Origin of the sequence: Lysobacter stagni (assembly GCF_030053425.1) — a bacterium.
Taxonomy (GTDB): domain Bacteria; phylum Pseudomonadota; class Gammaproteobacteria; order Xanthomonadales; family Xanthomonadaceae; genus Lysobacter_J; species Lysobacter_J stagni.
Genome location: NZ_JASGBI010000001.1, coordinates 2,514,413 through 2,527,619, shown reverse-complemented (window position 1 = coordinate 2,527,619; position 13,207 = coordinate 2,514,413). Strand labels below are relative to the sequence as shown.

The 13,207-nt window shown below is 67.7% G+C and carries 10 protein-coding genes; 5 read left to right on the top strand and 5 right to left on the bottom strand.

Going from position 1 to position 13,207, the window contains the following annotated elements; all coding sequences use genetic code 11:
- Positions 1–46: 46 nt before the first annotated feature.
- Positions 47–2,275, bottom strand: coding sequence for a TonB-dependent receptor (locus QLQ15_RS11780; protein WP_283212964.1), 2,229 nt, complete (start codon positions 2,273–2,275; stop codon positions 47–49).
- Positions 2,276–2,595: 320 nt separating this feature from the next.
- Between QLQ15_RS11780 and QLQ15_RS11775 the strand changes: the two genes are divergently transcribed.
- A complete protein-coding gene (locus tag QLQ15_RS11775; protein ID WP_283212963.1) occupies positions 2,596–3,993 on the top strand; it encodes a GntP family permease in 1,398 nt (465 codons plus the stop codon).
- 4 nt (positions 3,994–3,997) lie between these two features.
- Here the strand turns inward: QLQ15_RS11775 and QLQ15_RS11770 are convergent, their stop codons facing one another.
- Positions 3,998–5,407, bottom strand: coding sequence for a pyridoxal phosphate-dependent decarboxylase family protein (locus QLQ15_RS11770; protein ID WP_283212962.1), 1,410 nt, complete (start codon positions 5,405–5,407; stop codon positions 3,998–4,000).
- A 112-nt stretch (positions 5,408–5,519) separates the two neighbouring features.
- On the opposite strand from QLQ15_RS11770, the gene QLQ15_RS11765 reads away from it, so the two are divergent.
- Complete coding sequence (locus QLQ15_RS11765) at positions 5,520–5,933, top strand: hypothetical protein (protein ID WP_283212961.1); 414 nt, start codon at positions 5,520–5,522, stop codon at positions 5,931–5,933.
- Positions 5,934–5,977: 44 nt separating this feature from the next.
- The gene (locus QLQ15_RS11760; protein WP_283212960.1) at positions 5,978–7,345 is read left to right on the top strand and encodes a cation:proton antiporter domain-containing protein; all 1,368 of its coding nucleotides are present in this window, start codon (positions 5,978–5,980) and stop codon (positions 7,343–7,345) included.
- 29 nt (positions 7,346–7,374) lie between these two features.
- Here QLQ15_RS11760 and QLQ15_RS11755 read toward each other — a convergent pair whose 3' ends face one another.
- On the bottom strand, positions 7,375–7,728 hold the full coding sequence (locus tag QLQ15_RS11755; RefSeq protein ID WP_283212959.1) for a YciI family protein: 354 nt from the start codon (positions 7,726–7,728) through the stop codon (positions 7,375–7,377).
- Positions 7,729–7,905: 177 nt separating this feature from the next.
- On the opposite strand from QLQ15_RS11755, the gene QLQ15_RS11750 reads away from it, so the two are divergent.
- The gene (locus QLQ15_RS11750; protein ID WP_283212958.1) at positions 7,906–9,108 is read left to right on the top strand and encodes a serine hydrolase domain-containing protein; all 1,203 of its coding nucleotides are present in this window, start codon (positions 7,906–7,908) and stop codon (positions 9,106–9,108) included.
- 24 nt (positions 9,109–9,132) lie between these two features.
- Here the strand turns inward: QLQ15_RS11750 and QLQ15_RS11745 are convergent, their stop codons facing one another.
- Together QLQ15_RS11745 and QLQ15_RS11740 are read right to left on the bottom strand one after the other, a co-directional pair.
- Positions 9,133–9,561 carry a VOC family protein gene (locus tag QLQ15_RS11745; RefSeq protein WP_283212957.1) on the bottom strand — a complete coding sequence of 143 codons (429 nt, stop codon included), beginning with the start codon at positions 9,559–9,561 and terminating at the stop codon, positions 9,133–9,135.
- Between the two features lie 82 nt (positions 9,562–9,643).
- Positions 9,644–10,177 (bottom strand): BON domain-containing protein, encoded by a 534-nt coding sequence (locus QLQ15_RS11740; protein WP_283212956.1) that lies wholly within the window; start codon positions 10,175–10,177, stop codon positions 9,644–9,646.
- A gap of 276 nt (positions 10,178–10,453) precedes the next feature.
- Between QLQ15_RS11740 and QLQ15_RS11735 the strand changes: the two genes are divergently transcribed.
- A complete protein-coding gene (locus QLQ15_RS11735) occupies positions 10,454–13,177 on the top strand; it encodes an N-acetylmuramidase domain-containing protein (RefSeq protein ID WP_283212955.1) in 2,724 nt (907 codons plus the stop codon).
- Positions 13,178–13,207 lie beyond the last annotated feature (30 nt).

Genomic DNA, 13,207 nt, shown 5'->3' with positions numbered 1-13,207 from the left:
CCCTCACCCCAACCCCTCTCCCGTCGGGAGAGGGGCTCAGGATGCATCAGAAGTCGTACCGCACCGACAGCGTGTACTGGCGCGGCGGGCCGTAGAAGCCGGTGAGCACGCCCAGCGCGGCGTTGAGGTTGTAGCCGGTGGTGCGATATTCCTTGTCGGTCAGGTTGGTGCCCTGCAGCGAGAAGGACCACGCATCGTCCAGGCGCCAGATCACGCCGGCATTGACCAGCCCGTATCCATCCTGCGTGATCGGCTGCGCACCGGTGCGCACGATCTCGGTCGTCGCCACCACGTCGCTCTGGTAGCTGTAGCCCACGCGCGCCGACAGGTTGCCGCCGCCGGACAGGTCCGTGTGGTACTCGACGTTGACCGCGCCCGAGAAGTCCGGTGCGTTGGTGAACTCCTGTTCGTCGGCGATGTTGACGCCGGCGTACATGAACTCGTCGTACTTCGCGTCCAGCCAGGCCAGGTTGCCGCTGATCAGCCAGTTCGTGGTCGGCATCCACTGGTATTCCACTTCCACGCCCTGCACGGTGCCCGCACCGGCATTGGTGAAGTCGCCGAAGAACGCGTCGTCCACGCCGTCGCCGTTGCTGTCGTAGGCGGTGAACACCGACAGCTGGATGTCTTCGTACTTGTTGTGGAACGCGGCCAGGTTCAGGAACAGCATCTGGTCGAGGAACGCCATCTTCGTGCCGATTTCGTAGCTGTCGACCGATTCGTCGTCGAACGGCTCGGCCGAACGCGGCACCGCGGTGGCCTGCGCACGGATGTTGTAGCCACCGGACTTGAAGCCACGCGTGGCCAGGCCGTACACCATGATGTCGGGCGTGATCTGGTAATCCAGCGATACCTTCGGCGAGGTGTTCTCGAAGCTGATGCGCTTGTCGAAGTTCGCCGCGATCGGCGTCGGGTTGTTGGCTGCGCAGCGCACCGCCAGCGTGCTGAAGGTGGCATCCGTGTAACAGCGGTTGAGCACCACCGCATGCTTGCGCTCGTCCGTGTAGCGGGCGCCGACGTCGAGCTTGAGCTTGTCGGTCAGGTCGAACGTCCAGTCGCCGTACAGCGCGAGCTGGTCGGTGAAGATGGTGCCCTGGGTGTCGCCGAACGACAGATTGAAGAAGTTGTTGAGCACCTGGCCGCCGGCTTCGCCGTCGAAGGCGTACACGCCGACCACGCCGCGGCTGCGGCCGCCGGCGTCGTAGTTGACCTGCAGTTCGTTGGTCACCTGTTCGTCGCTGTAGAACGCCTTCACGTCGGCGATCTTGTTGGGCAGCGTGTCGAAGTCGATGTTGGTCTCGGTGTCGGACTCGCGCTTGGCCAGGATGTACTTGACCGCCCAGTCCTCGTTGACGCGCCAGTTCAGCGTGGCCGACAGACCCTTCATTTCGGTGTCGTTGATGTTGGGCATGCCGCTGCGGATGTCGTAGCGGTCGTCCAGCGGTGCGAAGCCCGGTGCGAAGCGGTTCGGCGCGAGCATCCTGGCGCCGCGCACGCCGGACTGGTCGTCCATCCAGTCGAAGGCGAACTGGATGTCCAGGTTCTCGCTGACGAACGCACCCAGCTGGCCACGCATGGCCAGGATTTCCTTGTCGCTGACGTCCTGTTCGCTGAAGAGGTTCTCGCCGAAACCGTCACGGTTGAAGCTGCCCACGGCCAGGCGACCGCGCAGGGCGCCGTCGCCGACCGAGCCACCCATCGCGGCCTTCACGTCGAGCTGGTTGTAGCTGCCCACGGTGACCGACACCTGGCCTTCGGCCTTCTCCGGCAGACCGCGCGAGATGTACTTGATCGCGCCACCGATGGTGTTCTTTCCATAGAGCGTGCCCTGCGGGCCGCGCAGCACTTCCACGCGCTCGGCGTCGAAGATGTCCAGCAGTGCACCCTGCGGACGGGCGATGTAGACGTCGTCCATGTAGATGCCCACACCCGGGTCCACGCCCCACAGCGGGTCGGACTGGCCGACGCCGCGGATGTAGGCGGTGATGGTGCTGCTCGAGCCGCGCGCGGCGTAGATGGTGAGGTTGGGCACCTGCGCGTCCAGGTCGCCCAGGTCCTCGATGTTGAGCTTGTCCAGCGCCTGCGCGGTGAAGGCGGTCACCGCCACCGGCACTTCCTGCAGGGTTTCCTCGCGCTTGCGCGCGGTCACCGTGACGGCTCCGAGGTTGGTGGCCTTGCCGTCCTGCGTCGCCGCTTCCTGCGCATGCGCGGCCGGAGCCAGCAGTGCGAAGGCGATGGCGATGCTGAGGCTGGTCCTGCTCTTGTGGTGGTTCATGTGAACGCTCCTCCCCCAATCGTTGGCCGCGAACCGGCCGGCGGCCGGAGCGAAATGGACGACGGGCCCCTCCCCGTCTTGCGGCAAGACTAGGTCGCCAGGTCCAAAGGTCGCTGCTGTACCTTCGGACAATGCCCGGGGGCCGCGGCCATCGTGAGACTGACCCCATCGCCCCTGCCGTCATTCCCGCGAAGGCGGGAATCCAACTTACCGATGCATCACCGCCTCCGTAAGGCGTGACACGCCGGACACTTGGATCCCCGCCTGCGCGGGGATGACAGCCTGATGGCGATCTCGCTCGCTTCGTTCCGGGGACGTCCATGGCATTTCTGATCGTGCTGGCCGCGCTGTGTTTCCTGATGTTCGTGGCCTACCGCGGCTACAGCGTGATCCTGTTCGCGCCGGTCGCGGCGCTGGGCGCGGTGCTATTGACCGACCCGACGCTGGTCGCGCCGATGTTCACCGGTCTGTTCATGGACAAGATGGTCGGCTTCCTGAAGCTGTACTTCCCCGTGTTCCTGCTGGGCGCGATCTTCGGCAAGCTGATCGAGCTGTCGGGTTTTTCCAGGGCGATCGTGGCGGCCACCATCCGCCTGTTCGGCGCAGGCCGGGCGATGCTCTCCATCGTGGCGGTGTGCGCACTGCTGACCTACGGCGGCGTGTCGCTGTTCGTGGTGGTGTTCGCGGTGTATCCGTTCGCCGCGGAACTGTTCCGCCAGAGCGACATCCCCAAGCGACTTATTCCCGGCACCATCGCGCTGGGTGCGTTCACCTTCACGATGGACGCACTGCCCGGCACGCCGCAGATCCAGAACATCATCCCCACCACGTTCTTCGGCACCAACACCTGGGCGGCGCCGTGGCTGGGCACGCTGGGCGGTGTATTCATCCTCACTGTCGGCCTGTTCTATCTGGACTGGCGCCGCCGCGTCGCACTGGCGAACGGCGAAGGCTACGGCACGGCGCTGGTCAACGAACCCGCCCCCTTCATGGGCGAATCGCTGGCGCATCCGGCCATCGCCATCCTGCCGCTGGTGCTGGTGGGCGTGGCCAACAAGGTGCTGACCATCGCCATCCCGCATTTCTACGGCGAGAGCCACAGCTTCGATCCGGCCATCATCGGCACCGCGGCGCCGGTCGTGCAGGAAGTGGCGAAGGTCGCCGCGCTGTGGGCCGTGCAGGGCGCGCTGCTGATCGGCATCGCCACCGTGCTGGTGTTCGCGTGGAAGCCCGTGATGGCCTCCTTCGCCGAGGGCACGAAGTCCGCCATCAACGGCGCGTTGCTGGCGGCGATGAACACCGCGTCCGAGTACGGGTTCGGCGCGGTGATCGCGGCGCTGCCGGGCTTCCTGGTGGTGGCCGACGCGCTGAGCACCATCCCCAATCCGCTGGTCAACCAGGCCGTCACTGTCACCGCGCTGGCGGGCATCACCGGCTCGGCGTCGGGCGGCATGAGCATTGCGCTAGCGGCCATGGCGGATACCTTCATCGCCAACGCCAACGCATCCGGCATCCCGATGGAGGTGCTGCACCGCGTGGCGGCGATGGCCTCCGGCGGCATGGACACCCTGCCGCACAACGGCGCGGTGATCACGCTGCTGGCCGTCACCGGCCTGACCCATCGCCAGGCCTACAAGGACATCTTCGCGATCACGCTGATCAAGACCGCGGCGGTATTCGTGGTGATCGGCGCGTTCTACGCCTTCGGCATCGTGTGACGCGCTAGCGCTGCCGCATCGCCCGGAAGACCTTGACGATGGCCGCGACGCTGCGCGCGGCGTCGTCCTCGGTAGTGGCCCAGTTCGACACCGAGATGCGCATCGCGCCCTGCCCCTGCCATGTCGTCCCGCCCAGCCAGCAGGTGCCTTCGCGCTGCACGCCGTCGATGACCGCGCGGGTGACGTCGTCATCGTTGTCGAAGCGCACCAGCACCTGGTTGAGGACCACGTCGTTGAGGATGCGCACGCCCTCCTCGCGCGCCAGCGCGTCGGCCATCTGCCACGCACGCGCGCAGCAGCGGTCGATGAGGTCCTGCACGCCGTCGCGACCCAGCGCGCGCAATGTCGCGTACACCGGCACACCGCGGGCCCGACGCGAGAATTCCGGCACCCAGTCCACCGCGTCCCGCTCCTCGCCTCGGGTCTGTACAAGGTACGCGGCGGTGGACGTCATCGCCGCGCGATGCGCCTCGGCATCGCGAACCATCGCCACGCCGCTGTCATAGGGCACGTTGAGCCATTTGTGCGCGTCGGTGGCCCACGAATCGGCCAGTTCGATGCCGTCGGCCAGTGCGCGGTGCCGTTCGCTGGCACGCGCCCACAGTCCGAACGCGCCGTCCACGTGCAACCATGCGCCGTGATCGCGCGCGGCCTGACCGATCTCGCGCAGCGGATCGAACGCACCGGTGTTCACGTTGCCGGCCTGCGCGCAGACGATGGTCGGCCCATCCAGTGTGGCCAGCAGTTCACGCAGCCGGTCCGGACGCATGCGGCCTTGTTCATCGCTTTCGACCCGCCGTGCCGAACGCGCGCCCAGGCCGAGGTAGCGCAGCGCCACGTCGATGGTGATGTGCGACTCGGCCGACGCGACCACGTTGATGCGCGGCGCGCCCATCAGCCCGTCGGCTTCCACGTCCCAGCCCACGCGTTTGAGCACGGCGTGGCGCGCCGCCGCCAGGCAGGTGAAGTTGGCCATCTGGCAGCCGGTGACGAAACCCACGCCGGATTCGCGCGGCAGGTCGAACAGGTCCAGCAGCCACTGCGCGGCGACTTCCTCCAGCACCGCGACCAGCGGCGAGATCGCGTAGATGCCGGCGTTCTGGTCCCACGTCGACACCAGCCAGTCCGCGGCCAGCGCCACCGGATACGCACCGCCGATCACGAAGCCGAAATAGCGCGGCGAATTGCACGCGACCGCGCCGCGATCCACCTGCGAGGCCAGCAGGTCGATCACGTCGCCACCCTCGTCGCCCAGCGTCGGCAAGGAGGTGTGCAATGCAGCCAGCAGTTCGTCGCGCGTGATGCGTGCGCCCACGTGCCGGTCGGGCAAGGTGCGCAGGTACTTCGCCGCATGCGCGTTCGCCTTCGCCAGGTACTCGTCGAAGACGGCGGACTGGAAACGGTCGGTGGCCATGGCGGGCTCCAGGTGGCGATGCGCGCAGCATAGCGACTGCGCGGGGCATGGCGGCCGCGGCCCACGGGTTCAGGCGTACGCTCTGGACCGTGCTTCAGCCTCGCAGGTCGCCATGACCCGGCATCCCTCCCCGCCCCAGGTCTTCATCGACAAGCTCCGCCTGTTCTGCCTGGACCTGCCGGAAGTCGTCGAGGAGCAGGCATGGACCGGCACGCGCTGGTGCATCGCCCGGAAGAACTTCGCACACGTGGTGATGATCGCCGACGGCTGGCCGCCGGCCTACGCGAAGGCGGCGGAATCCGATGGCCCACTGTGCGTGCTGACCTTCCGCACCCCGCGACCGGCGGCGGAAGTGCCCCGCTTCGCGCGGCCGCCCTACTTCCTGCCTCGCTGGTGGCCGGACATCGTCGGCATGGCATTGGACGCGCGCACCGAATGGGACGACGTGGACCGGCATGTCGCCGACAGCTACCGCACCCTGGCACCGAAAAGGCTGGTGCAGTGGATGGACGCCAACCGGGGCTGACACGGCTATAGTCGGACGCAGATCGACCGGACCGGAACCGCCTCGTGGACCAACCGCTCGTGCGCCGCATCGCATCGTCGTTTCCCTGGCGTTATCTGTTGCTCGTGGTCGTGCCGCTGCTGGTGGCACTGGTGGTCTCCCGCCTGCAGGCGCCCGGGGCGGCGGTCGCCGCCAACAGCACGCAGGCCGCGCACGGCGCGTTGACCTCGCCGCTGTCGCGCTTCCTGATGCAGTTGCTGGTGGTGCTGATGGCCGCCAAAGGCGCGGGCTGGCTGCTGCGCCGCTTCGGCCAGCCGGCGGTGATCGGCGAGATGGCCGCGGGCCTGCTGCTGGGGCCGCTGCTGTTCGGTGCGGTATGGCCGCAGGCGCAGGGCTGGCTGTTCGCGCCCGAAACCCTGGGGGCATTGGGGTTGATCAGCCAGCTGGGCGTGCTGATGTTCCTGTTTGTCGCCGGCGCCGAACTGGACCTGTCCAGCCTCAACGGTCAACGCAAGCTTGCCGTGCTGGTGAGCCATGCGGGCATTGCGTTGCCGTTCCTGTGCGGCGTGCTGCTGGCCTTCGCGCTGCGCGGCGAGCACGTGCCGGCCGGCGTGAACTTCGGCAGCTTCGCGCTGTTCATGGGCCTGTCGCTGAGCATCACCGCCTTCCCGGTGCTGCTGCGCATCCTGGCCGACCGCGGCATCATCGACACGAAACTGGGCCGCATCGCCGTGGCGTGCGCGGCGCTGGGCGATGCCAGTGCGTGGTGCCTGCTGGCGGTGATCATCGCCATGGTGCAGTCCCGCGGCTTCGGCATGGCGACCGTGAGCCTGCTGGGCACGCTGGTATTCGCAGTGATCGTGCTGGCCGTGCTGCGCCCGCGCATCTCACGGCACACGCTGCACGCGGGACAGGAAGGCCGGGCGCTCATCGCGTTGCTGCTGTTCGCACTGGCCTGCAGCCTGGCGACGGAACTGCTGGGCATCCATGCCTTGTTCGGCGCCTTCCTCGCTGGCATCGCGGTCTCGGGCCATGCGCGCCTGCGCGCGGTCCTGCAGGAGCGCGTGGAACCGTTCGCGCTCTCGCTGCTGCTGCCGCTGTTCTTCGCCATGACCGGCCTGCGCCTTCGCGTGGACGGATGGCGCGCCGAAGACCTGCTGCTCGCGCTGGTCATCATCGCCGTGGCGACTCTGGGCAAGGGTCTGGGCACGTGGGTGGCGGCACGCAGCGCGGGCATGCCCAACACCGACGCACTGCGCCTGGGCGCACTGATGAACACCCGCGGCCTGATGGAGCTGATCGTGCTCAACCTGGGCTACGAACTGGGGCTCATCGGCGACCGTCTGTTCGCGATGCTGGTCATCATGGCGCTGGTCACCACCGCCATGACGGGCCCGCTGCTGGAGTGGTTCGAACGCCGCGCGCGACGCTGACCGCAACGGCCAGCGCGCGCGCGACGGCATCAGAAGTCCGGCTCCTCGACCTGGCGCACTTCGCAGTCCAGGTTCCATTCGTCGCCGTGGACCTGCAGGAAGCGGCGCGTGTGTTCGATCGCCTCTTCCATCGAGTCCGCCTTCAGCATCGCGTAGCCGCCGATGACTTCCTTGGTCTCGGTGAAGGGGCCGTCGATGGTGGAGATCTTTCCATCGCGCAGGCGCACCCGCACGCCCTTGGCCGAAGGCTGCAGCCCACCGGTATCGAGCAGCACGCCGGCAGCGGTCATTTCCTGGATGAGTTTCCCCATCTCGTTCATCAGTCGCTCGCTGGGCACCTGCCCGGTGTTCTCGGCGACGCGGACCATCGAAAGAAAGCGCATGGACATCCTCCTGGGGGACGGCGCGCGGCCGCCGGACTCTCCGGCGTGGAACCGCACTCCTGTGGGATCGACGAACGACCGCGACGCGGATCGACAACGCGTGGACCGACAGATGTGGCCGGGTCCGCACGGGCGGGCGTCGGCTATGCTCCGGCCTCCTCTCCGCGCTCGCCCTCCATGACCGCTCCGCGCCTGACCGTCCGCCTCCACGCCGTCGCCCTGCTCTGGCTGGCGCTGGCCACCACCGCCTGGGCATCGGGCGCCGGCAACGCCTACTTTCCGCCGCGCGACGACTGGCAACGCCTTGCGCCCGCACAGGCCGGTTTCGACCCGCAGAAGCTGCAGCAGGCCATCGACTTCGCCAAGGCGCATGAGGCCAAGGAGCCGCGCGACCAGTCCGTGGCCCTGACGCAGAGCTTCGGCGCGAAGGAGCCCTTCTTCGACGGACAGGTCGGACCGACCGCCGTGCGCGCCGGACTGAACGGGCTGATCGTGCATCGCGGCCGTGTGGTGGCCGAGTTCGGCGACACGCGCAGCGTCGACATGAGCCACAGCGTCACCAAGACCTTCCTCAGCACCGTCGTCGGCCTGGCCTGGCAGCGCGGGTTGATCCGCGACACCAACGACCGCGTCGCCGACTACATGCCGCGCGACGTGGACCTGTTCGATTCCGGGCACAACGCACCGATCACCTGGGAACACCTGCTGCGCCAGAGCAGCGACTGGCAGGGCACGCTGTGGGGCAAGCCGGACTGGGGCGATCGTCCCTCGGGCCCGCCGGAGCAGTGGCCCAATCGTGAGCGCCACGTACCGGGCACCTTCTACATGTACAACGACGTGCGCGTGAACGTGCTCGCGCTGGCTGCGTTGCAGGTCTGGCGCCGGCCGCTGCCGGAAGTGCTGCGCGAACAGGTGATGGACCCCATCGGTGCAAGCAACCGCTGGCGCTGGCATGGCTACCGCAACTCGTGGGTCGAGCTGGACGGCCAGAAGATGCAGTCCGTCTCCGGCGGCGGCCATTGGGGCGGCGGCATGTTCATCGATGCCTGGGACATGGCGCGTTTCGGCTATCTGTTCCTGCGCCAGGGGCAATGGAACGGCAAGCAGCTGGTCTCGCGCGAGTGGATCGACAAGGCGCGCACGCCGGGCCCGGCGAATGCCGAATACGGCTACTGCAACTGGTTCCTCAACACCGGTCGCAAGGCCCTGCCCTCCGCGCCGGAAAGCAGCGTCACCTTCCGCGGCAACGGGCAGAACATCGTCTACCTGGACTGGGACAACGACCTGATGATCGTCGTGCGCTGGATCGACCGCGGCGATGCGCTGGATCGTTTCATCGGCATGGTGCTGGACGCACGCACGACGGCGAAGGCGCGCTGAACGCGCGCCCCGCCATCCAGCGGCTCAGAACGTGATCTTCACCGACGGCGCGCTGCGTTCCGCGTCGCCGTGGAACACGGCCTCGATGTTGTTGCCATCCGGATCCAGCACGAACGCCGCGTAGTAGCCCGGGTGGTACATGCGCTCGCCGGGCGCGCCGTTGTCGACGCCGCCCGCCGCCAGCACGGCCTTGTGGAAGGCATCGACCGTGGCGCGATCCTTCGCCTGGAACGCGAGATGGTGACGGCCAGTGAGCTGGCCCTGCGCTTCCGGGCCATCGGCGGTGGAGACGAACAGCTCGTCGTACCAGAAGTGCGAATCCGCGCTGCCGCCCAGCGGCACGTCCAGCACCCGGAATGCGGCGTCGTAGAAGCGCCGGCTTGCATCGAGGTCGCGCACGACCAGTTGGATGTGATCGATCAGACGACCGCGGTGAAGCTCCATGGTTTCCATGGCATGTCCTTGTGGCGGAGGGAACGGGCATTACAGCGCACGCTGCGCGCGGCATGCCACCGGTTTCATCCCGGACCTGGGATCAATGCGGCGCCCCGGCATTGAACGGCGACGGCGGCGAGGCGTGCATCGGTGCGGTGCGCAACAGGCTTTCCAGGTTGGTCACGCCGCGCATCGAGGACACCGTATGGATGAGGTCGTGGAATTCGGCCTCCGAAACCGTGCCCTTCAACTGCACGCGTCCCTCCCGCACATGCACTTCGACCGCGCCGGGACGATCGACCAGGCGACCGAGCCTCGAACGGATGCGGTCGTGCAGCAGGTCGTCGTCCAGCGGCGTGCTGGACAGGCGATCGCGTGTGCGGGCCAGCGCGCCCTTCACACGATCGGCCGCACGTTTGCCCTTGCCCTGGACGAAATGGCCGGCGTCGTAGCCCATGGCGACGCTGCGGTCCCGCATCACCGCGCGGCGACGGCGACCCGCCACGGGATCGAGCAGATACATCACCAGAGCGCCGGCGGCGAACGCTGCGGCGACACCGAGCGCGGTGTTCAGTGCGCTCCTTCCGGCCGGAGCGTGGTGATCGGAAAACATCGACAGTGACGGACGTCGCATGCGTGCACCTCCTGGTTCAACGAGCGGGTTCAGCGGGGTTTTCGATGGTGCCATCGCGTCCAGAAACATCGCGCGAAGACCTCGCCTGACGCATGCACGCATTGACGTGACCGTTCATGTAGGCAAACCGCCTCGGCGGCGCTCGCAGGCGCGCGAGACAGCAACAACCGTGCCAGTCAGTTTCGCGCCGGGCGTCCGGTCTGGATGAATGGGTGCGTTGGTTGTCATGTCCGACGCCTCTTTCATGAATCGCGGAGCCACACCCCAGGAGGGATCATGGCGCGCACCTCAAGCACGGCCGCTGCGGCGGCCCCGGACCCCACGCAGGTTTCGACGGGGAAATTCGCCGAGCTCGCACGCTCGCTGCAGATCGGCGAGGCCGTGCTGCGCGCGGTCGCGCAGGTCGAATCGGCGGGCGGCGGCTTCATCGCGCCGAGCAAGCCGAAGATCCTCTTCGAAGGCCATGCCTTCCACCGCCTCACCGGCGGGCGCTTCGATCGCGACCATCCGGGCATCAGTTATCCAAAGTGGGACAAGAAGAAGTACTCCGGCTCGCTGCTGGGCGAATGGAAACGCCTGGAGGCCGCGTGCCTGCTGGACCGGCCGGCGGCGCTGCAGTCGGCCAGCTGGGGCATGTTCCAGATCATGGGCTTCAACTACGGCTACTGCGGCATGCTCGATGTCGAAGCCTTCGTCGCGGCGCAATGCGAAAGCGCGGATCGGCAGCTGGACCTGTTCGCGCGGTTCATCTCGCGCGAGCGTTTCCTCGACGCGCTGCGCACGGTGAAGCCGCAGGGCCCCAACGTGCAGGCATGGACGAACTTCGCGCGCGCCTACAACGGACCGCAGCACGAGAAGAACAACTACGTCGGCAAACTGGAGAGCGCCTATCGGCACTGGCTGGCACAGTCCGGCGAAACGCCCGCACGCGCGGCGAAGGGACCGCGCCGGCGTGCCGTGCGCGTGGACGACGCACAGGCACTGCCGACCGGCCGGATCGACTTCCAGCCGCTTGAATCCACGCGTCGGCGCGTACCCGAACGTCGTCGCAACGTGCGTCCGGATCCGGTCGATCTGCGCGACTGGCAATACCAGCCCAACATCGCCATCGCGCCCAGCGAATGGATGCTGCCCAACAACCTGCGACCGGTGAAATACCAGGGCGATTCCAACGCGTGCACCGGCTTCGCGCTGGCCACAGTGATCGAGTACCTGCTGGCCGCCACGCGTGACCGGCCGGTGGAGCCGATTTCCGGCTACATGCTCTACGACATGGCACGCCGCTACGACGAATGGGTGGAGCCCACCGACGTGCTGCGCGAGGACGGCCAACGCCTGGATCCGGCGGACCTTCGCGATGAGGGGTCGTCCGTGCGCGGCGCCCTGAAGGGCTGGTCGCGGCAGGGCGCCAGCTCCGAAGCATTGTGGAGCGAGCCGGACATGCCGGCGGCGACCAACCGCCCCGACACCGACTGGTGGTTGGACGCAGTGATGCGTCCGATGGGCGCCTACTACCGCATCCAGCCGGAGAACATCCGCGACATCCACATCGCCCTGGCCGAGGTGGGCGTGGTCTATGCCAGCGCCTTCACCCATGCCGGCTGGGACAGCCTGCTCGACATGCCCGACAACGGCGCGGCGACCAGCGTGGACCTGCTGCCGCTGATTCCCGAGGAGCGCAGCGCGCGCGACCTCGGCCACGCGTTCGCCATCGTCGGCTACACGCGCCAGGGTTTCATCGTGCAGAACTCCTGGGGCACCGGGTGGGGCCGCAACGGGTTGGCGGTGCTCAGTTACGACGACTGGATGGCCAACGCCATGGACTGCTGGGTCGTGCAGCTGGGCGTGGTCACGGTGGACCACCACGAGGTGGCGCGCAGTTCCGGACTGCGCGCGGACGCGACCGGCTCGGTGCGCATCTCGCGCGATGCGAACCTGGCCGACCACGAGATCTCCCCCTACGTCATCAACATGGAGAACAACGGCCGGCTCAGTCCGCGCGGACGCTTCCGCACGCAGCCGGACGACGTGAAGCTGCTGGTGACGCACCAGATGGTGGAAGCCTGCAAGCTGTGGAAGATCGGCCGCAGCGGCACGCTGGACGTGGCCATCTACGCGCACGGTGGCCTCACCGACGAGAACGCCGCGTCCGTGGCGGCGCGCTATTGGGTGCCGCATCTGTATTCCAACCGCGTGTTCCCGATCTTCCTGATGTGGGAAACCGGCGCGCTCAAGACCTTCAACAACATCCTGCAGGACACGGTGTTCGGTGACGACGAGAAGACCGCCGGCGGACGATGGGGCCGCATGCGCGAACGCATCGACGAATGGCGCGACGAACGCCTGGAAGGCCTGGCGCGCTGGCCCGGCAGCAAGCTGTGGGGCGAGATGAAGCAGAACGCGGATGCGCTGTCGGGCAGCGAGGAATCCGGCGTGGTGCAGCTGTTCCAGGCCTTCGAGGATGCGGGCACGCGCAACGTGCTGCCACGGCGGATCCGCGTGCACCTCATCGGCCACTCCGCCGGCGCGATCGTGCATTCGTACCTGGCACCGCGAGCGATTGCCAAGAAGCTGGAAGTCGCGTCGATCAGCCTGATGGCACCGGCGGTGCGCATGGACGTATTCCAGCGCAACCTGGGCGCGCTGTTGCCGCAGCACCGCATCCCGCTGCTGGTGGCCAACCTCACCGACGCCGCCGAGCGCGCAGACGACACCTGCAAGCCGTACGGCCACTCGCTGCTTTACCTGGTCTCGCGTTCGTTCGAAGACCAGGAACCCACGCCCATCATGGGCATGGAACGCCATCTCGTGCCGACGTTGCCGACCGTCGAATGGGGCGGCCTGGTGGACCAGCTCGCGTCGCCGGGCGGAACGTGGGGCGCGGGTTGCGGTGTCGCACGCGCGACCAGCCACGGCGGAATGGACAACGACGCGGCGATCCGCGAGGCCATCGTGTCATTCATCGTGCACGGCCCGCGTCGCGCCCAGCGCCAGCCCTAGGGGCGGCGGCCCCGGCGGCCATCGCCGCCG

What these genes read in the sequence shown, in the direction of transcription:
- QLQ15_RS11745 (WP_283212957.1), bottom strand. Translation starts at nt 9,561, where the DNA reads ATGGAAACCATGGAGCTTCACCGCGGTCGTCTGATCGATCACATCCAA.
- QLQ15_RS11740 (WP_283212956.1), bottom strand. Translation starts at nt 10,177, where the DNA reads ATGCGACGTCCGTCACTGTCGATGTTTTCCGATCACCACGCTCCGGCC.
- QLQ15_RS11755 (WP_283212959.1), bottom strand. Translation starts at nt 7,728, where the DNA reads ATGCGCTTTCTTTCGATGGTCCGCGTCGCCGAGAACACCGGGCAGGTG.
- QLQ15_RS11780 (WP_283212964.1), bottom strand. Translation starts at nt 2,275, where the DNA reads ATGAACCACCACAAGAGCAGGACCAGCCTCAGCATCGCCATCGCCTTC.
- QLQ15_RS11770 (WP_283212962.1), bottom strand. Translation starts at nt 5,407, where the DNA reads ATGGCCACCGACCGTTTCCAGTCCGCCGTCTTCGACGAGTACCTGGCG.
- QLQ15_RS11765 (WP_283212961.1), top strand. Translation starts at nt 5,520, where the DNA reads ATGACCCGGCATCCCTCCCCGCCCCAGGTCTTCATCGACAAGCTCCGC.
- QLQ15_RS11750 (WP_283212958.1), top strand. Translation starts at nt 7,906, where the DNA reads ATGACCGCTCCGCGCCTGACCGTCCGCCTCCACGCCGTCGCCCTGCTC.
- QLQ15_RS11735 (WP_283212955.1), top strand. Translation starts at nt 10,454, where the DNA reads ATGGCGCGCACCTCAAGCACGGCCGCTGCGGCGGCCCCGGACCCCACG.
- QLQ15_RS11775 (WP_283212963.1), top strand. Translation starts at nt 2,596, where the DNA reads ATGGCATTTCTGATCGTGCTGGCCGCGCTGTGTTTCCTGATGTTCGTG.